The 17,638-nt window shown below is 64.5% G+C and carries 16 protein-coding genes; 8 read left to right on the top strand and 8 right to left on the bottom strand.

Features of this window, described 5'->3' with window-relative positions; translation table 11 throughout:
* Window positions 1-38: 38 nt before the first annotated feature.
* The 3 genes from LOY51_RS16355 to LOY51_RS16345 all read right to left on the bottom strand — a co-directional run bounded on the left by LOY51_RS16355 (window position 39) and on the right by LOY51_RS16345 (window position 2,543).
* Window positions 39-635, bottom strand: a complete 597-nt coding sequence (locus LOY51_RS16355; protein ID WP_003256068.1) for an amino acid synthesis family protein — start codon at window positions 633-635, stop codon at window positions 39-41.
* A gap of 321 nt (window positions 636-956) precedes the next feature.
* Window positions 957-1,997 carry an LLM class flavin-dependent oxidoreductase gene (locus LOY51_RS16350; protein ID WP_125858985.1) on the bottom strand — a complete coding sequence of 347 codons (1,041 nt, stop codon included), beginning with the start codon at window positions 1,995-1,997 and terminating at the stop codon, window positions 957-959.
* A 60-nt stretch (window positions 1,998-2,057) separates the two neighbouring features.
* A complete protein-coding gene (locus LOY51_RS16345; RefSeq protein ID WP_110996540.1) occupies window positions 2,058-2,543 on the bottom strand; it encodes a flavin reductase family protein in 486 nt (161 codons plus the stop codon).
* 317 nt (window positions 2,544-2,860) lie between these two features.
* Here LOY51_RS16345 and LOY51_RS16340 point away from each other — a divergent pair, with 317 nt between their 5' ends.
* On the top strand, window positions 2,861-4,264 hold the full coding sequence (locus LOY51_RS16340) for a purine-cytosine permease family protein (protein ID WP_258642117.1): 1,404 nt from the start codon (window positions 2,861-2,863) through the stop codon (window positions 4,262-4,264).
* Window positions 4,265-4,375: 111 nt separating this feature from the next.
* On the opposite strand, the gene LOY51_RS16335 is transcribed toward LOY51_RS16340, so the two are convergent.
* Together LOY51_RS16335 and LOY51_RS16330 are read right to left on the bottom strand one after the other, a co-directional pair.
* On the bottom strand, window positions 4,376-6,001 hold the full coding sequence (locus tag LOY51_RS16335; protein ID WP_258642114.1) for a methyl-accepting chemotaxis protein: 1,626 nt from the start codon (window positions 5,999-6,001) through the stop codon (window positions 4,376-4,378).
* Between the two features lie 228 nt (window positions 6,002-6,229).
* Entirely contained in the window at window positions 6,230-7,429 is a 1,200-nt protein-coding gene (locus tag LOY51_RS16330) for an NAD(P)/FAD-dependent oxidoreductase (RefSeq protein WP_258642111.1), read from the bottom strand.
* Between the two features lie 269 nt (window positions 7,430-7,698).
* On the opposite strand from LOY51_RS16330, the gene LOY51_RS16325 reads away from it, so the two are divergent.
* On the top strand, window positions 7,699-8,244 hold the full coding sequence (locus tag LOY51_RS16325; RefSeq protein ID WP_125464434.1) for an RrF2 family transcriptional regulator: 546 nt from the start codon (window positions 7,699-7,701) through the stop codon (window positions 8,242-8,244).
* 978 nt (window positions 8,245-9,222) lie between these two features.
* Here LOY51_RS16325 and LOY51_RS16320 read toward each other — a convergent pair.
* Window positions 9,223-10,140 (bottom strand): AraC family transcriptional regulator, encoded by a 918-nt coding sequence (locus tag LOY51_RS16320; RefSeq protein ID WP_125858981.1) that lies wholly within the window; start codon window positions 10,138-10,140, stop codon window positions 9,223-9,225.
* Window positions 10,141-10,242: 102 nt separating this feature from the next.
* On the opposite strand from LOY51_RS16320, the gene LOY51_RS16315 reads away from it, so the two are divergent.
* Genes LOY51_RS16315 through LOY51_RS16295 form a run of 5 tightly spaced genes read left to right on the top strand, consistent with a single transcriptional unit; the run spans window position 10,243 to window position 14,677 of the window.
* On the top strand, window positions 10,243-10,803 hold the full coding sequence (locus tag LOY51_RS16315; RefSeq protein ID WP_258642108.1) for a carboxymuconolactone decarboxylase family protein: 561 nt from the start codon (window positions 10,243-10,245) through the stop codon (window positions 10,801-10,803).
* Window positions 10,804-10,811: 8 nt separating this feature from the next.
* Window positions 10,812-11,912, top strand: a complete 1,101-nt coding sequence (locus LOY51_RS16310; protein WP_258642106.1) for an acyl-CoA dehydrogenase family protein — start codon at window positions 10,812-10,814, stop codon at window positions 11,910-11,912.
* Window positions 11,909-12,730, top strand: coding sequence for an ABC transporter ATP-binding protein (locus tag LOY51_RS16305; RefSeq protein ID WP_125464430.1), 822 nt, complete (start codon window positions 11,909-11,911; stop codon window positions 12,728-12,730). The genes LOY51_RS16310 and LOY51_RS16305 overlap by 4 nt, the downstream gene beginning before the upstream one ends.
* Window positions 12,717-13,922: an ABC transporter substrate-binding protein gene (locus LOY51_RS16300; protein WP_125858978.1), complete on the top strand. Its 1,206-nt coding sequence runs from the start codon at window positions 12,717-12,719 to the stop codon at window positions 13,920-13,922. Before LOY51_RS16305 ends, LOY51_RS16300 begins: the two co-directional genes overlap by 14 nt.
* The gene (locus tag LOY51_RS16295) at window positions 13,922-14,677 is read left to right on the top strand and encodes an ABC transporter permease (RefSeq protein ID WP_258642101.1); all 756 of its coding nucleotides are present in this window, start codon (window positions 13,922-13,924) and stop codon (window positions 14,675-14,677) included. Before LOY51_RS16300 ends, LOY51_RS16295 begins: the two co-directional genes overlap by 1 nt.
* A 123-nt stretch (window positions 14,678-14,800) precedes the next feature.
* On the opposite strand, the gene LOY51_RS16290 is transcribed toward LOY51_RS16295, so the two are convergent.
* Together LOY51_RS16290 and argC are read right to left on the bottom strand one after the other, a co-directional pair.
* Window positions 14,801-15,487, bottom strand: coding sequence for a GNAT family N-acetyltransferase (locus tag LOY51_RS16290; protein ID WP_258642098.1), 687 nt, complete (start codon window positions 15,485-15,487; stop codon window positions 14,801-14,803).
* Window positions 15,488-15,558: 71 nt separating this feature from the next.
* Complete coding sequence (argC, locus tag LOY51_RS16285; RefSeq protein ID WP_258642095.1) at window positions 15,559-16,488, bottom strand: N-acetyl-gamma-glutamyl-phosphate reductase; 930 nt, start codon at window positions 16,486-16,488, stop codon at window positions 15,559-15,561.
* Window positions 16,489-16,749: 261 nt separating this feature from the next.
* Here argC and LOY51_RS16280 point away from each other — a divergent pair, with 261 nt between their 5' ends.
* Window positions 16,750-17,631, top strand: coding sequence for a LysR family transcriptional regulator (locus LOY51_RS16280; RefSeq protein ID WP_125858974.1), 882 nt, complete (start codon window positions 16,750-16,752; stop codon window positions 17,629-17,631).
* Window positions 17,632-17,638 lie beyond the last annotated feature (7 nt).

Genomic DNA, 17,638 nt, shown 5'->3' with positions numbered 1-17,638 from the left:
GGGTATGCTCGCCACGCCCAGGCCCGTCTTGGTTGTTGTTATTGAGCGTTGGCTTTTTCGGCAGCCAGTTCTTCCAGGTCGATGTAGCGGTTACCGATGCGTGGGTGCAGGCGGCCACCGTCGGCGGCGCCCAGCACCACGACGATTTCGTCGGCGCGCGGGGCGTCTTCGATCTGCATTTCCAGGGTGATGTAGTGCGAGCGCAGGCCTTCGTCGTCCTTCTGCATCATCGGGATCTGGATCGAGGTGCCCGGGCCGCCGCGCTTGTTGGTGAAGCTCAGGTAGCTTTTGGCCTGTACGGCTTCGCGGTAGTGGTTGCCGAAGCGCAGGGTGTGGATCACCGCCGAAGCGTGCTCGATTTCGCCGTCGGCGCCGACCACGGCGGCTTTGCCGTAAGCCTCGATCTTGTCGGCACCGCCGATGGCGGCGGTCAGGCGCTCGACCATCAGTGCGCCCAGCTCGGAGCAGTTGGCGCGGATCTCCGGCTTGAGGTCTTCAACGAAACCGCGGCCGGCCCATGGGTTCTTGATCACCACGGCCAGGCCGACCATGGTCACTGGCTTGTCGGTGGCCTTGCCGCCTTCGATGCGGGTTTCTTCGGAGTAGGTGACGATCTTGCGGATTTCGAAACTCATGGGGGCTCCTGGTGAGGGTTATCAGCTCTTGTTGTCTGATGGTATACCATAATATTTGATGTGCAAGAGGGGGCTGAAAATTTCGTTGGGAAGGGGACGAAAGGTCGGCTGATGCCTTGATATCTCTGCTGTCTGTACTGGCCTCTTCGCGGGTAAACCCGCTCCCACAGGTACCGCGCAATCTTCAAGGCAGCGCAAGTCGTGTGGGAGCGGGTTTACCCGCGAAGAGGCCAGATGCCGTTGCGAAAAAAAGCCCGCTCACGCAGGCCGCAAGGGCCCACGGGAGCGGGCATGTCCCGCAATGTTTCAGGCAAAGGGAATTCAGGCGAAGGCCGGCACCACTTCCTTGATGAACAGCTCCAGCGACTTTTTCTTTTCGGCATGGGGCAGGCTGTTGTCGCACCAGAAGCTGAACTCGTCGACGCCGAGTTCCTGGTAGTACTTGATGCGCGCAATGATCTCTTCGGGGGTGCCGATCATGGTGTTCTTGCGGATGTTGTTCAGCTCGAACGCTGGCACTTCGGCGAACTTCGATTCCGGGCTGGGCTCCAGGAAACCATTGACCGGGGTGGTCTTGTTGCCGAACCAGGCGTCGAAGGTGCGGTAGAAGCGCGAGATGGCCTGGGCGCCGATTTTCCAGCCTTCAGGCTCCGACGGGCTGTGCACGTGGGTGTGGCGCAGCACCATCAGTTGCGGGCGCGGCACATCCGGGTTGTTGTCCAGGGCGGCCTGGAACTTGTTCTTCAGGTCCAGCACTTCTTCGTCGCCCTTCATCAGCGGGGTGACCATGACATTGCAGCCATTGGCCACGGCGAAGTTGTGCGAGTCCGGGTCGCGGGCGGCGATCCACATCGGCGGCGTGGCGTTGAACGGCTTGGGTACGCTGGTGGAGGTGGGGAACTTGTAGACTTCGCCGTCATGGGCGTAGTCGCCTTCCCACAGTTTGCGCACCACCGGCACCATTTCGCGCAGGGCCTTGCCACCGTCGGTGGCCGGCATGCCGTTGGCCATGCGGTCGAATTCGAACTGGTAGGCGCCGCGGGCCAGGCCCACTTCCATGCGACCGTTGCTGATCACATCGAGCAGGGCGCATTCGCCGGCCACGCGGATCGGGTTCCAGAACGGCGCGATGATGGTGCCGGCGCCCAGGCGAATCTTCTCGGTGCGTGCGGCGAGGTAGGCCAGCAGCGGCATCGGGCTTGGCGAGATGGTGTATTCCATGGCGTGGTGTTCGCCGATCCACACGGTGCTGAAACCGCCGTCTTCGGCCATCAAGGTCAGTTCGGTCAGGTCTTCGAACAGCTGGCGGTGGCTGACCTGTTCATCCCAACGTTCCATGTGCACGAACAACGAAAATTTCATGGGGCTTTCCTCGGAGCTTGTTGTTGTCGCCTGCTGGGGCAGGTTTTCAGATGGGTTGCATCAGGCGAAGGCTGGCAGGCTGGCCATCTTGCCGCGGCAGTAGATCATCGGCCGTGGAGCCTCTTGCGGCACGATCAGGTTGTGCACCTTGCCGACCATGATGGCGTGGTCGCCACCTTCGTATTCGCGCCACAGTTCGCATTCGATGACGGCGGTGGCGCCGGCCAGGATCGGGTTGCCGAGGTCGCTCAGGGTCCATTCGATACCGCTGGCCTTGTCCTTGCCCTTTTTCGCGAATGCATAGGCCTCGGCTTGCTGTTCACCGGACAACAGGTGAATGGCGAAGCGCTTGTTCTTCATCAATACAGGGTAGGAGTCGGAGCTGTAGTTGGGGCAGAACAGCACCAGTGGCGGGTCCATCGACAGCGAGGAGAAGGCGCTGGCGGTGAGGCCGACGATCGAGCCGTCGTCGTCCAGGGTGGTGATGACGGTAACGCCGGACGGGAAGGAGCCCAGGACGTTCTTGTAGACAGTTGCGTCGATCATCTTGTGTACCTCGGAAGGGCTGCGGTGGTCCGCGGTTTTTATCGTTGATGTGTCTGATGGTATACCGTAATACCTATTTTGCAAGCGGAATTTTCTGGTGCGCGGATAACGCGATGAACGGTTAAGGCCCCGTATTCATTGGGTTTGGCAGTGAAAAGGCTGCGCCAAGGCGGGGCGCCAGGCAGATCAGATGCGCTGAAAAAGCGCGGCGCAGTGTTGTCAAAAGTTTGGAATACCATAATATGGTCCGCAGCTGAGAGGCCGCCTTGAGCGGTTTCCATACAAAGATAAAAAACGACCTTTCGAGCTGAAAACCTATGTCCCAACCGTCGTCGCAACACCAGTTTGTCGAAAATCACACGGTCGATTACGTTCCACCTGCCGAGCGCCATGGGAAGGCGCGCGACCTGTTCACCCTGTGGTTCAGCACCAACATCGCGCCACTGCCCATCGTCACCGGGGCCATGGTGGTGCAGGTGTTCCACCTGAACCTGTTGTGGGGCCTGATCGCCATCGCGCTGGGCCATCTGCTGGGCGGTGTGGTACTCGCCCTGGCCTCTGCGCAGGGACCGCAGCTGGGCATTCCGCAGATGGTGCAGAGCCGTGGCCAGTTCGGCCGCTACGGCGCGCTGCTGATCGTGTTCTTCACCGCGCTGATCTACGTCGGGTTCTTCATTTCCAACATCGTCCTGGCGGGCAAGTCGATCCACGGCATCGCCCCCAGCGTGCCGATGCCCAGCGCCATCGTCATCGGCGCCCTGAGCGCCACCGCCATCGGCGTGATCGGCTACCGCTTCATCCACATCCTCAACCGCATCGGTACCTGGGTGATGGGTTCGGCGCTGCTGGCCGGTTTCATCATGATGTTCGCCCAGGACCTGCCGGCTGACTTCTTCAGCCGGGGCGCGTTCAACCTGTCGGGCTTCATCGCCACGGTGTCGCTGGGTACCATCTGGCAGATCAGCTTCTCGCCATATACCTCCGACTACTCGCGTTACCTGCCGCGTGAGATCGGCATTGCCAAGCCGTTCTGGGCCACCTACTTCGGCGCCACCCTGGGCACCATCCTGTGCTTCAGCTTCGGCGCGGTGGCGGTGCTGTGCGTACCGCAAGGCACGGACGCCATGGCTGCGGTCAAGCAGGCCACCGGCTGGCTGGGGCCGATCCTGATGGTGCTGTTCCTGCTCAACATCATCAGCCACAACGCCCTCAACCTGTACGGCGCGGTGCTGTCGATCGTCACCGCGATCCAGACGTTCGCCGCCCAGTGGACGCCGAGCATCAAGGTGCGCGTGGTGCTGGCAACGGTGATCCTGGTGGCTTGCGGCATGGTCGCGCTGAACGCTTCGGCCGACTTCATCGGTGAGTTCATCGGCCTGATCCTGGCCCTGCTGCTGGTGCTGGTGCCGTGGGCGTCGATCAACCTGGTGGACTTCTACCTGATCAAGAAGGGCGAGTACGACATCGCCTCGATCTTCAGCGCCGACGGTGGCATTTACGGCCGCTTCAACCACCACGCGATCATTGCCTACGCCTGCGGCATCCTGGTACAGCTGCCGTTCGCCAACACCGCGCTGTATGTGGGGCCGTACTCGAACATCGTCGAAGGGGCTGACCTGTCGTGGCTGTTCGGCTTGATCGTGACCGTGCCGCTGTATTACTGCCTGGCGACGCGCAACACGCCGGTGAAGGCGGGCAGGGTGATTGGCGCGAACGACTGATTCATCGCGCAGATGCATCGCGGGGCAAGCCCGCTCCCACGCTGCCCCTGAGCAGGTAGCGTGGGAGCGGGCTTGCCCCGCGATGTTTTCACGCTATGTGCAGCTTTCGGATCAAACCTTGAATTGCGCCACCATGGCGTTCAATTCCACCGCCAGGCGCGACAGGTCTTGCGCCGCCGCGCTGGTCTGGTTGGCGCCGGCGGAAGTCTGCATGGCCAGGTCGCGAATGTTCACCAGGTTACGATCCACTTCCCGTGCCACCTGCGCCTGTTGCTCCGAGGCACTGGCGATCACCAGGTTGCGCTGGTTGATCGAGGCGATGGCCTCGGCGATCAGCTCCAGCGCCTGGCCGGCCGACTGCGCCACTTCCAGCGTACCGTTGGCGCGGCCCTGGCTGCTGTGCATGGCGCTGACCGCGCGCCCGGTGCCGTCCTGAATGCCGCCAATCATCTGCTCGATCTCGGCGGTGGACTGCTGGGTGCGGTGGGCCAGTGCCCGTACTTCGTCAGCGACCACTGCAAAGCCGCGCCCGGCCTCGCCGGCGCGGGCTGCCTCGATGGCCGCGTTGAGCGCCAGGAGGTTGGTCTGCCCGGCAATCGAACCGATCACGTCCAGGACCCGGCTGATTTCGTTGGCGCTGTTGGCCAGCTGTTCGATTTCCTGGGAGGTGCCGGTGACGTCGTCGACCAGATGCTGGATCGAGCTCAAGGCCTGGTTGACCTGGTCGCGGCCGTCGCGGGTGGTCTGGTCGGCGCCCTTCGACGCATCGGCGGTACTCACCGCGTTGTTGGCCACTTCCTCGACCGCCGCGGTCATCTGGTTGACTGCCGTGGCGGCCTGGTCGATTTCGGCGCTCTGCTGATGCAGGCCGCGGCTGGTGTCTTCGGTGACCGTGTGCAGTTCTTCGGAGGCCGAGGCCAGTTGGTCGGAGGAGGCGGCGATCTTGCGCAGGGTGTCGCGCAGGCTCTGTTGCATCTGGCTCAGGGCACGCAGCAGCAGTGCCGGTTCGTCACGACCGCTGACCTGAATGTCGCGGGTGAGGTCGCCGGTGGCCACACGCTCGGCCACGGCCACGGCGTCGGCCAGCGGGACGACGATGCTGCGGGTAAGCAGGATGGCGATGGCGATGAGGGCGATGATGATGACCAGCAGTGAGCTGACGATCACGCTGAAGGCTTCGTCGGCGACGTCGCTGCTGCGCTGCGAAGCATCTTCGGCGCCCTTGCCGTTGTAGGCGATCAGGGCCGCCATGGCCTTCATCATGCTGTCGGCATGTTGGGTGAGCGGGCCGCTGATCTTGCGTTTGGCATCGGCCGCGCGGCCGGCGTTGATGTCCTTCAGTACTTCCTGCTGCAGGCTGTAGTACTGCTGGTGGGCAGCGTTGAAGGCATTGAACAGGGCACGGTCATCGGCGGCGATGATGGTGTCTTCGTAGTCTTTGAGGGCGGCTTGCAACTGATCGTTGACGGTCTGGAGCAGGGCAGTGTTTCGGGCTCGCTCGTTGCTGTCGTCGTCCAGGGCGGTGCGCAGGGTGAGCGCGCGGACGCGGCCGAGGTTGCTGCCGATGTCGTTGAGGGCAACGACGGCGGGGATCCAGGTGATGCGAATTTCGTCGGTGGCGCTGTCCATTTGCCGGGTTTCGTAGAGAGAAAGCAGGCCCATTGCCAGGACCAGTGCACCTAAAAGTGCGAACACGCTGGCGGCGCGTTTGCCGATCTTCATATTCCGTAACTGCATGGCATGCTCCTTGACGTTGGCGTGCAGGCGTCAAGAGCATGGTTTGAGGGCCGTGATGGCGGGTGCCAGGCTCTCGATGCGCTGCGGGTTAGGTGTGTTCCTCACCTTCGTGATGTTTTTTTGGCGCCAATGATGCCATATGGCCATTATTATTGACCAGTCATTCAATGTAACAGCACGTACAGGCTGATCCGTCATAATCTGACGGATCAGTCAGTTTTAGTTCGCTTATACGATGGCAATCGCCGGGTCTGCGGCTGCCAGCGCCTGTTCACGGTCGGCTGCTGGTGGGTAGATCCACAGGGTGTTGATCTGGCGCTTGAGGTTCTTGCCTTCCTGGCCTTGCAGGACCAGTTCGCGTTCCCAGCCCTCGCTGTAGGCCGCGCCCCATTCGCCCAGGTCCAGGCAGGTGACGTACTTCGGCTGGCGGTACACCACGGGCGCCAGGCCCAGCAGGTCGGCCATGGCGTTGTTGCCCGAATGGCGGCCCATGGGGATGGCGTGCTGGCAGGTCATAAGCGCGTGGTTGCCGATGTCGTCCACCGCGGCCCAGGCGACGTCGCCGGTGGCGTAGATATGCTCCTGGCCGACAACTTTAAGGTGCGGGTCGACCCGCAGCCGGCCCAGGGCGTCACGCTCGCCTGCGACCTGCGCGGTCAGCGGGCTGGCCTTGACACCAGCAGTCCAGATCACGGTGTTGCTGGCGATGTGTTCGCCATTGTCGAGGGTCACGCCGCCTGCCTCCACGGCCACTACCGAAGCACCGGTCAGCCACTCGACACCGGCGTGTTCCGAGGCGGCGACGATGGCCGGGGTGATACCGGCGCCAAGGGCGGCACCGATGCTGTCGGCCCGGTCCACCAGCACCACGCGGACATTGCCTTCACCGAGGATGGCACGCAGACGGGGCGTCATTTCGGTGGCGGTCTCGATGCCGGTGAAGCCACCGCCGCACACCACCACGGTGTTGCGTGCCGGCGAGGCGGGCAGCTTGGCCAGGCCAACCAGGTGCCGCTCCAGGCGTACAGCCGATTCCATCTGGTCGACATCGAAGCTGTGCTCGGCCAGGCCTGGCACGGCGGGGCGAGCGACCTGGCTGCCGGCGGCGAGGATCAGGCGGTCGTAGCCCAGCTGCTGGCGCTGGCCGTTGGCGTCGATGTAGCCGACCTGGCGCGCGGTGCTGTCGATGCTTTCGGCGTTGCCGTGGATGAACTGCACGCCAACCACATCGAACAAGTCGCTCAGCGGGGCCTGCAAGGTGTGGGCGTCGGCTTCGTAGAAGCGTGGGCGGATGCGCAGCTCTGGCTGCGGAGCCAGCACGCTGATGCGCACGTCGCCGGCCTGGGCCTGGTCGAGCAGGCGAGCGGCGCTGAGGGCGCTCCATACACCGGCAAAGCCGGCACCGATGATCAGGATATGTGGGGTCATGTGAGTGCTCCGCTAGATGGGGAAAGGGCTTCGGTGGTGCGTTGGCTGCCTGCCGAATAACTGCGACTGTATTGATCGGAGTTTGTCTCGACAAGTATTTTTTTCAGCCAGCCCCCGTCCGGGCCTTCGCAAGTTCGGTCTAAACCTGCGGTTTTGCTGGTTTGCAGGGGCTTTTTGTGCTGATGGGCTGGCGACGGGCGGCAAGCTGAGGCTTTGCCAGTTGCCGTTGATGGGCGTAGTATTTGCGACAAATTCAGTCGGAGATTGACATGTCGCTCTACAGTGCCGGCGTCGAGTACGGTATCCATTGCCTGTTGTTCCTGGTGGACGAGCGTGGCGACAGCCGCGAGTCCAGCGTGCGCGACCTGGCCGAGTTGCAGGGTGTACCGCAGGAGTACCTGGCGAAGGTGTTCACCAAGCTCGCTCGGGCCGGGCTGGTTGCGGCCACCGAGGGGGTGCGGGGTGGTTTCCGTCTGGCGCGGCCGTCGGATGAAATAACGGTGCTGGATATCGTCACGGCCATCGATGGGCACAAGAAGATTTTCGACTGTCGCGAGATTCGTGAGCGTTGTGCGGTGTTCGAGGGCTCGGCACCGGCTTGGGCGGTCGAGGGGACGTGTGCGATCAATGCGGTGATGCTGGGGGCGCAAAAGCGCATGGAGGAGGCTTTGGCGCAGCAGACGATCCTGGACTTGGCGCGGCGGTTCGGGCGCAAGGCGCCGGCGGCGTTTGGGCAGCAGGTCAATGAGTGGATGGGGGAGCGGCGGGACGGGAAGGGGAGTGGTAGCGGGGATATACCGGTGGTGGCTGTTTAAGTTGTTCTAGGGCTGCTGTTTCTTTTCTTGATTTTATTCAGTGAGCGCGTTTTTGTTTTGATAGGTTTATACGCATTCATTTGCGATGTCGACGCATAGTCACCTTTCCGCCCTTACGGCGGGTTACTTTTTTTCTTGGAAAAAAGTAACCAAAAACCGCTCGCTCCATTCATACGGCCCTCCGCTGCGCTGCGGGTCCCTTCGCTCCGGCGTCTTCCGGGCCCGCGCGGCCTCCGACTTGCTGCGCAAGTCTACATCTCGCGCCTTCGGCTGCGCCGAAGGGTGCTGCGCACCAGGGCCCTCCAGACGCCTACGCTCAGCCTCCTGAAGTCGCGAAGTTAGGGGCGGCGCCTGGGCTGGCGTTAGCTGTCGCTAGTTGGGTTAGTTGGGAACTCAGGATTGCAATCGCTGGCAAGCCAGCTCCCACAGGTTAGTGCGAATTTTCAGACTTGCGCTGTACCTGTGGGAGCCGGCTTGCCGGCGATAGGGCCCGAAAAAAAATACATACACAACAGCCAAACCTAGATAACCGCATTACTGCTCTTGATCTGCCCCTGATCTGCTCTTGATCTGCTCTTGATCTGCTCTTGATCTGTTTTTGCTTTTGCTTCTAAGCGCGCGATAGTTCAGGCAACACAAATTGCGACTTCAGGAGGCCGAGTGGAGGTGACTGGAGGGCCCTGGTGCGCAGCACCCTTCGGCGTAAGCCGAAGGCGCGAGATGTAGACTTGCGCAGCAAGTCGTAGGCCGCGCGGGCCCGGAAGGCACCGGAGCGAGGGGACCCCGGAGCGCAGCGCAGGGGCCGTATGATGGGAGCAGGCGGTTTTGCCTACTTTTTCCAAGAAAAAAGTAGGCCGCCGTAAGGGCGGAAAGGTGACTAAAAGTCGCTATCGCCGCTGAATGCGCATACATCTATCAAAGCCAACACTTTGAAAGCCGAAGCCGAAGCCGAAGCCAAACACCAAAAAACCAAAAAACCTACCCCTCCCGCCCCTCATGCTGCTTGCGATAAGCCCCCGGCTGCACCCCCACCGCCTTGGCAAACGCCCGAGTAAACGCCGCCACCGACTGATACCCCACCCGCCCGCCAACCTGCTCGACCGTATTCCCCGCCTTGAGCAACTGACAAGCCTGACGCATGCGCAGCGCCAGCAGCACCTGCCCAGGCGACTGCCCAGCCAGTTCATTGAAACGCTTGAAGAACGCCGAGCGCGACAGCCCCGCACACCCCGCCATGCTCTCTAGCGTCCAAGCCTGCCCCGGCTCCTCTATCAGCCGCTCCAGCAGCCCGGCAAAAGCCGGCTGGCGGGCGAGGGCGACCAATCCACCCAGTGGCTGAGCCGTGTGCACCTGCTGGCGCAGCACATACAGGAACAGCAAGTGCGTGAGCCGCTCGAGCACCGTCTGCGACGGCTGCGGCGCCCGCCGACATTCCTCGAGAATCAAGCCAAACAACGCACGTGCCGCACTGCCGGCCGGATCATTGGCGCGCAGCAGGATCCAGTCCGCCAGCCCCTCGACGATCAGCGACGACAAGCCCGTCTGGAAATGAAAGAAGCCACAGACCAGCCCCACGCCATCGTCGGCCTGAAGGTCCAGCGCCTGCATGGCCCGGCGCGGCTGGGCGCAGGCGTCAGCGACGTCCTCGTCACCCGATAAGCGATACCCAAGGTCACGCAGCAGAAACACCGCATCACCACTCTCAAGCCGCACAGGCTCGGCATGGCCATCGACGTGCAGCCAGCAATGCCCCTGCACCACCAGGTGAAAGCTGGCCCGGCCCATGCCCTGGGTGCTGGCGTGCCAGCCACCGCAATAGCGCCCGACATGGAACAGGCTTGCGTCAAGCTCGAGGCCTTCTAATAACCAATCGACAAGGTGGCTGGATGAAATCATCTAATGCAAGGACTCAGGAGCAAGGAAAGGCGACTGATGAATATGGATGCTACTTCTTATAACCAACAGACTGTAGCGACCTACATCAAAGGAGACCACTCCATGTCCGCGCGCATCACTCTACACAGCCTGCAGACCGCCCCGGAAGCCGCACGTCCGTTCCTCGAAAACGCACAGAAGAACTCCGGTTTCATCCCCAACCTGCTGGGTGTGCTGGCCAATGCCCCAGCCGCGCTGGAAACCTACGTCACCGTCTCGGCGCTCAACGGCAAGGCCGAGCTGACCCTGGCCGAGCGCGAAGTGGTGCAGTTGATTGCCGCTACCCAGCACGGTTGCGACTTCTGCGTTGCCGGCCACACCGCCGTGGCGCTGAACAAGGCCAAGCTACCGCAGGCGGTGGTCGATGCCCTGCGCGCCCGTGGCGAGCTGCCCGACGCCCGTTACGAGACTCTGGCCGAGTTCGCCCGTGAAGTCATCGCCACCCGCGGCAATGTCAGCGACGCCACCTATCAGGCCTTCCGCGAGGCCGGTTTCACCGAGGGCAACGCCCTGGAAGTGATTCTGGGCGTGAGCCTCGCAACCCTGTGCAACTTTGCTAATGTGTTCGCCCAGACGCCGCTCAATGACGAGCTGAGCAAATACCGCTGGCAGCCTTCGGCCTAAACCGCCCGATGCCGGCGTGTCCGGCGCACCAAAGGAGTAGGGACATGCTTGATAGCGCTTTTCGCCAATGGCTGGATGCCAACGCCGAGACCATCGACCAGGGCCAGTGCGACCCGCACCTGGTACTGGCGCACATCGCCGAATCGCAACTGCTGCGCATAGGCGTCGACCCGGCCCTCGGCGGCGCGGGCGGTGATGTCACCGAGGCGGTCGAAGCCATTGCCGCCATCGCCAGCCGCTCACTGGCGGCGGCTTTCGTCTGCTGGGGTCAGCGCGCCTTCATTGAATACCTGCTGCAAAGCCCTAACCAGGGGTTGCGCGAACGCCTGCTGCCAGCGCTGCTCAAAGGTGAGCTGGCCGGCGCCACGGGGCTTTCCAATGCCATGAAGTTCCTCTCCGGCATTGAGGCACTGCAGGTGCGCGGGCGCCCCGCAGCCGATGGCTGGAACCTGGAAGGCCGGCTGCACTGGGTGACCAACCTGCGCAAGAGTGGTTTCGTGGTGGCTGCGGCCATCGAAGACGATGCCGGCGGCGCGCCGTTCGTGCTGGCCATCCCCTCCGATGCACCAGGGCTGGAGCGCTCCGACGACCTGCAGCTGATGGGCTTGCAGTCGAGCAACACCGCTGCGCTGGCCTTCCACCAGGTACCGCTGGCCCGCGACTGGCTGCTGCACGACAACGCCCGCGAGTTCCTGCCCAAGGTGCGCCCGGCCTTCCTCGCCCTGCAGTGCGGCATGGCCATCGGCCTGGCGCGGCGTGCCCTGGACGAAGTGCAGGAACACCTGCAAGGCCGTGCTTCGTTCCTCGAAGAGGCGCGCCAGGTGCTCAAGGAACGCCTGGAGAACACCGTGGGCGAACTCAAGCAGGGCCTGCTCGACGGCCGCTTCCTCAAGCAACCGGCCGCGTTGTTCAAACTGCGCATCACCCTCGCCGAAAGCGCTGCCGATGCCGTGCAACTGGAGCTGCAGGCCAGTGGTGGCAAGGCTTACCTCACCGCCTATGGCGAAAGCTTCGCGCGCCGCTGGCGCGAGTCGGCGTTCGTGCCGATCGTCACACCGAGCCTGGTGCAGCTGCGCGCCGAACTGCAACGCCAGGCGAGTGCGGCATGACCGACGTGCTACTCGACGCCCGTGACATCAGCCTGGGCTACCCCCGCGAGGGCGGCTGGCAGCCGGTGCTGGAGCAGTTCGACCTGGCGCTGGCGCCGGGCGAAGTGGTGACCATCCTCGGCCCCAGCGGGGTCGGTAAATCGAGCCTGCTGCGGGTGCTGGCCGGCCTGCAGCAGCCCCGTGGCGGCAGCGTGAGCTTGCATGGCGAGGCGCTGCAGGGCCCGCACCCGCGCCTGGCGGTGGCGTTCCAGGACCCCAGCCTGCTGCCCTGGCTGAGCCTGGAGAAGAACGTCGCCTTCGGCCTCGACTTCGCCCGCCAGCCCAAGCTGGCCGCCAGCGAGCGCCGCGCACGCATCGACCACGCCATCGCCGCGGTGGGCTTGAGCCATGCCCGCAGCCAGTACCCGGCGCAGTTGTCCGGCGGCATGGCCCAGCGCACCGCGCTGGCCCGCTGCCTGGCGCGGCAACCCGAAGTGCTGCTGCTGGACGAGCCGTTCGGCGCGCTGGACGAAGTGACCCGCGCCGACATGCAGCAACTGCTGCTGCAGCTGATCGCCACCCACAACACCGCTGCGGTACTGATCACCCACGACATCGACGAAGCTCTGCTGCTGTCCGATCGCGTGCTGCTACTGGGCAACCACCCGGCGCGCACCCTCGGCCAATGGCACATCGACCTGCCGCAACCCCGGGCGCAGCGGGTCGAAGAGCTGGGCGCGCTGCGCATCGAAATCCTCAAAACCCTACGGCGGGCAAGCCGCACAGCCGAACCCACCCCATCCCCCTTGCCCTCGGAGGCTGTCCATGTGCATGGATGACTGCTGCTCCACCACGTCCCGTCGCGATTTTCTCAAACTCAGCGCCATGCTCACCGCCGCTGGCGCCGTGCCGCTTTTGGCCAGCCTGCAGGCGCGCGCCGCCGCCGAGCCCGACGCGCCGGTGCGCATCGGCTACCTGCCGATCACCGACGCCACGCCTTTACTGGTGGCGCACAACAACGGCCTGTTCGAGGCCGAAGGCATCAAGGCCGAGCGCCCGGTGCTGCTGCGCAGCTGGGCGCAGGTGATCGAGGCGTTCATCTCCGGCCAGGTCAACGTGATCCACCTGCTGTCGCCAATGACCGTGTGGGCCCGCTATGGCAGCAAGGTGCCGGCCAAGGTGGTGGCCTGGAACCATGTCGGTGGCTCAGGCCTGACCGTGGCCCCGGACATCACCGAGATGAAGCAGCTCGGCGGCAAGACCGTGGCCATCCCGTTCTGGTACTCCATCCACAACGTGGTGCTGCAGCAGATGCTCAACGACAACGGCCTCACGCCGGTGTCGAAACCGGCCAACGCACAGCTGGCTGCAAACGAAGTCAACCTGCTGGTGCTGCCGCCGTCGGACATGCCGCCAGCCCTGGCCAGCAAGCGCATCGCCGGCTACATCGTCGCCGAGCCGTTCAACGCCCTGGCCGAGAACCTCAAGGTCGGCCGCGTGCAGCGCTTCACCGGTGACGTGTGGCGCAACCACGCCTGCTGCGTGGTGTTCATGCATGAACACGACCTCAACAACCGCCCGGAATGGTCGCAGAAGGTGGTCAACGCCATCGTCAAGGCCCAGCAATGGACCCGCGAGCACCGCGCCGAAGCGGCCGCGCTGCTGTCCAAGGCCGGCCCCAACAAGTACACCCCGCACGAGCCCGCGGTGCTGACCAAGGTGCTGGCGCCTGCCGCCGAGGACCGTGCCGGCTACATCGCCAGTGGCGCGATCCAGCACCAGCTTTGGGATGAAAAGCGCATCGACTTCCAGCCGTACCCGTACCCCAGCTACACCGAGGAACTGGTCAAGCGCCTCAAAGGCACCCTGATCGAAGGCGAGAACGGCTTCCTCGCCGGCCTCGACCCCGCGCACGTCGCCCGCGACCTGGTCGATGACCGCTTCGTGCGCAACGCCATCGCTGCGGTGGGCGGCCCGGCAACCTTCGGCATTGCCGAGAACTTCCAGCGCAGCGAGGAGTTCGCGGTCTGATGCAAAGGCATGTCGTACATGGCGCCCTGGGCCTTGCCGGCCTGGCGCTGCTGCTGTTGCTGTGGTGGGCGGGGGTGCAACTGTTCGGTGCGGCCGACGGCCTGTCGGCGCGCTTCTCGCCCCAGGCCACGATGGCGAGCCTGGTGGAGTTGCTGGGGCAGGGCGAGGTGTACGGGCATATCTGGGTGAGCCTCAAGCGCATCCTGATCGGCCTGTTGCTGGCGCTGTTGATCGGCGTGCCCTTGGGCTTGCTGGTGGGCAGCTACCGGCACCTTGAGGCGGCAACCACGCCGGCGTTCCAGTTTTTGCGGATGATCTCGCCGCTGTCGTGGATGCCGGTGGTGGTGATGCTGATGGGCGTGGGCGACCAGCCGATCTACTTCCTGCTGGCCTTCGCCGCGCTGTGGCCGATCCTGCTCAACACCGCCGCCGGGGTGCGCCAGCTCGATCCGCGCTGGTTGCAGCTCTCGCGCAGCCTCAGCGCCACGCGCTGGGAGACACTGTGCAAGGTGATCGTGCCGGGGGTGATTGGCCATGTACTGACCGGCGTGCGCCTGGCCATCGGCATCCTGTGGATCGTGCTGGTGCCGTGCGAGATGCTGGGGGTCAGTGCGGGGTTGGGGTATTTCATCCTCGATACCCGTGACCGGCTGGCGTATTCCGAGCTGATGGCGATGGTGCTGTTGATCGGGGTGCTGGGGTTCATGCTCGATGCGCTGGCCCGCGGGTTGCACCGGCGCTGGGTGCATGCCTGAAGATTGCCAGGGGCGCTTTGCGCCCCGTTCGCGACACAAGGCCGCTCCTACAGGGAAACGCGATCCCCTGTAGGAGCGGCCTTGTGTCGCGATAGGGCTGCAAGGCAGCCCCAGCGGTCTACATCAATGCCGCGTCAGCCGCTGCCTCACACACGCCTTGGCCTGCTCCGCCAATTCATCCAGGCGCTCATCGCGCGATTGCTCCGCCTCCATCATCACGTCTTCCCCGTTCTGATTGAGCAGGTAGGTATGGATCTGCATCACCTCGACCGTCTGGTAGATCGGCGCAATATCCAGCCGCCCGATCAGCGCCCCGCTGGCACGCCCGGTACTGCTCATCAGCACCTGTGGCCCGGCGCTGGCAATCACCTGCAAACCCATGGCCTCGAACCACGGCACCTGCTCGGCGAAGGCGCTCAGCTCGACGCAGGCGTAGCGGCTGCGCAAGTCATCCAGCAACGCGCGGGCGATGCCCTGGCGGCGATGGTCCTGATGCACGGCAAGGAACGCCAGGCTGCAGGCCTGCGCATCGTCCTGGGCCGGCAGCGCCAGGGCAAAGCCGAGCAACTGGTCCGGGGTGTCGGCATCCAGCGCCAGGGTCAGCTGCACGGCCAGGCCGCGGGTGCCGTCCAGGGCCATCAGGTACTGGTGCACCTCCATACCCACGCCGTACTGGTACAACGGGTACAGCTGGTTGGTCGGGCTGATGGCGACGCTGCTGAGCTGGCCGACATGGTCGATCACCAGCTGGCGGATCTGGTTCTGGAAGGATTCGGGCGGCACGCCGTCGAGGCGGCGGAGGATGAACATCGCAGGTAAGGCTCCGGGTGGGCTGAAACGCCCGCTTCGAACGAGGCGGGCGCCCAGTTTACCCGGTGTGGCTAGCGCAGCCCAGCCAGCAGCAGGTCGAGGTTCTGCACTGCAGCGCCCGAGGCCCCCTTGCCGAGGTTGTCGAACACCGCGGTCAGCAATACCTGGCCGTGCTCGGGGTTGGCGTACAGCGCCAGGCGCAGGTCATTGCTGTCGTTCAGCGCCTGCGGGTCAAGCGCCGGGGCCGGGCCTTGCTGATGCAAGGGCAGCACCTGCACATGGCGGGCGCCCTGGTAGTGCTGCTCCAGGCAGGCCTGCAGTTGTTGCGCGGTGACGCCGGGCAACAGCCGCAGTTGCAGGGGGATGCTTAGGACGATGCCCTGGCGATAGGCGCCGTAGCCGGGCACGAACAGCGGGCGGGCGCTGAGCCCGGCGTGCTGCTGGATTTCCGGCACATGCTTGTGCGCCAGCTCCAGGCCATACAGCTGCAAGGTCGGCAGATAGCCTTCGGCGGGCTGCTCATGGCGCTCGACCGCCGCCCGGCCACCGCCGCTGTAGCCGGAAATGGCATGGATGCTCAGCGGATAGTCCGCTGGCAGCAGCCCGGCCTTGACCAGCGGATGCAGCAGGGCGATGGCGCCGGTGGGGTAGCAGCCCGGGTTGCTGATGCGGCTGCTGGCGGCGATGCGCTCGGCCTGGTGCTGGTCGAGCTCCGGCAGGCCGTATACCCAGCCTGGCGCGGTACGGTGGGCGGAGCTGGCATCGATCACCCGCACCGCCGGGTTGCGGATGGTTGCCACGGCGTCACGGGCAGCGTCATCGGGCAGGCACAGCAGGGCGATGTTGGCGCTGTTGATCGCCTCGCTGCGCCGCGCTGGGTCCTTGCGTTCGGCCTCGGGCAGGGTGAGCAGGCGCAGGTCCTGGCGGCCTTGCAGGCGCGCGTGGATCTGCAGGCCAGTGGTGCCTTGGTCGCCGTCGATGAAAACGAGTGGCTGGTGCATGAGGAGTATCCGAATGAAAGGGGAGTGGGCCTATGCTCGCCTGCGGCTGGACGAAAGAAAATTTGAATATCATGATCGGTACGTTCATTAATTCTGAATCAGTTACCCAGCAGGCGACACTTCTCCTGTGGGAGCTGGCTTGCCAGCGATGAGGTCAGTCGCAACAGTGATGTCAGTCCAGACTGACGCTTTCGCTGGCAAGCCAGCTCCCACAGAAGGGCGATGTCGTCTGTAAATGCTCATCCACCTGTCAGAGTCCCCATGCGAGAAATCAGCCTCGACCGCCTGCGCACCCTGGTGGTGATTGCCGAACACGGCTCCTTCGCCGACGCCGCCCGCCAGCTCAACCTTGCGCCGCCGACCATCAGCCTGCACGTGGCCGAGCTTGAGGCGCGCATCGGCGCGCCCTTGCTCACCCGCACCCGGGGCCAGGTGCGCCCGACCCCTATCGGCGAGACCCTGCTGCTACGTGCACGGCGCTTGCTGGCCGATGCCGACCAGGCGCTGGACGAGGTGCGCCGGCAGGTCGAGGGCCTGACCGGCCGCGTGCGCTTGGGCGCTTCCACGGGCGCTATCGCCCATCTGTTGCCCCAGGCGCTCGACGCCCTGCGCGTGGACCACCCAGGTATCGATGTCCAGGTGCAGGTGCTGACCTCGCAGGCCTCACTGGCCCGTCTGCGCGAAGGCACCCTGGACATCGGCCTGGTGGCGTTGCCACAGGTGGCAGGCAAGGGGCTGAAACTGACGCCCTGGCGCCGCGACCCGATCCTGGCCTACGTGCCCGCCGACTGGCGCCCGCCGGCGCGGGTCACGCCGGCCTGGCTGGCCGGGCGAGCGTTGATCCTCAACGACAGCACCACGCAGTTGTCGCGGGTGACTTCGGAATGGTTCGCCGCCGCCGGGCTCTACCCCGAGCCACGCATCGAACTGAACTTCAACGACGCGATCAAGAGCCTGGTGGGCGCGGGGTACGGCGCGACCCTGTTGCCCCAGGAGGGTGAAGGCCCGCAGCACGATCCGCGTGTGCTCCGGCGGCCTTTGCGCCCGGGGCTGTGGCGCCAGCTCGGTATCGCCTGTCGCGAGGGCGAGCCGGAGCGCGCCATCGGACACGTGCTGGAGGCGCTGGAGCGCCTGCGCCAATGATGCCGCC

Source organism: Pseudomonas sichuanensis, assembly GCF_024749065.1.
Classification (GTDB): Bacteria; Pseudomonadota; Gammaproteobacteria; order Pseudomonadales; family Pseudomonadaceae; genus Aquipseudomonas; species Aquipseudomonas sichuanensis.
Note: the sequence above shows the minus strand (reverse complement) of the source record. Positions and strands in the feature narration are given on the sequence as shown.

Excerpts from the sequence above, each read along its gene's own strand:
- LOY51_RS16355 (WP_003256068.1), bottom strand. The coding sequence starts at position 635 with ATGAGTTTCGAAATCCGCAAGATCGTCACCTACTCCGAAGAAACCCGC.
- LOY51_RS16350 (WP_125858985.1), bottom strand. The coding sequence starts at position 1,997 with ATGAAATTTTCGTTGTTCGTGCACATGGAACGTTGGGATGAACAGGTC.
- LOY51_RS16345 (WP_110996540.1), bottom strand. The coding sequence starts at position 2,543 with ATGATCGACGCAACTGTCTACAAGAACGTCCTGGGCTCCTTCCCGTCC.
- LOY51_RS16340 (WP_258642117.1), top strand. The coding sequence starts at position 2,861 with ATGTCCCAACCGTCGTCGCAACACCAGTTTGTCGAAAATCACACGGTC.
- LOY51_RS16335 (WP_258642114.1), bottom strand. The coding sequence starts at position 6,001 with ATGCAGTTACGGAATATGAAGATCGGCAAACGCGCCGCCAGCGTGTTC.
- LOY51_RS16330 (WP_258642111.1), bottom strand. The coding sequence starts at position 7,429 with ATGACCCCACATATCCTGATCATCGGTGCCGGCTTTGCCGGTGTATGG.
- LOY51_RS16325 (WP_125464434.1), top strand. The coding sequence starts at position 7,699 with ATGTCGCTCTACAGTGCCGGCGTCGAGTACGGTATCCATTGCCTGTTG.
- LOY51_RS16320 (WP_125858981.1), bottom strand. The coding sequence starts at position 10,140 with ATGATTTCATCCAGCCACCTTGTCGATTGGTTATTAGAAGGCCTCGAG.
- LOY51_RS16315 (WP_258642108.1), top strand. The coding sequence starts at position 10,243 with ATGTCCGCGCGCATCACTCTACACAGCCTGCAGACCGCCCCGGAAGCC.
- LOY51_RS16310 (WP_258642106.1), top strand. The coding sequence starts at position 10,812 with ATGCCGGCGTGTCCGGCGCACCAAAGGAGTAGGGACATGCTTGATAGC.
- LOY51_RS16305 (WP_125464430.1), top strand. The coding sequence starts at position 11,909 with ATGACCGACGTGCTACTCGACGCCCGTGACATCAGCCTGGGCTACCCC.
- LOY51_RS16300 (WP_125858978.1), top strand. The coding sequence starts at position 12,717 with ATGTGCATGGATGACTGCTGCTCCACCACGTCCCGTCGCGATTTTCTC.
- LOY51_RS16295 (WP_258642101.1), top strand. The coding sequence starts at position 13,922 with ATGCAAAGGCATGTCGTACATGGCGCCCTGGGCCTTGCCGGCCTGGCG.
- LOY51_RS16290 (WP_258642098.1), bottom strand. The coding sequence starts at position 15,487 with ATGTTCATCCTCCGCCGCCTCGACGGCGTGCCGCCCGAATCCTTCCAG.
- argC (WP_258642095.1), bottom strand. The coding sequence starts at position 16,488 with ATGCACCAGCCACTCGTTTTCATCGACGGCGACCAAGGCACCACTGGC.
- LOY51_RS16280 (WP_125858974.1), top strand. The coding sequence starts at position 16,750 with ATGCGAGAAATCAGCCTCGACCGCCTGCGCACCCTGGTGGTGATTGCC.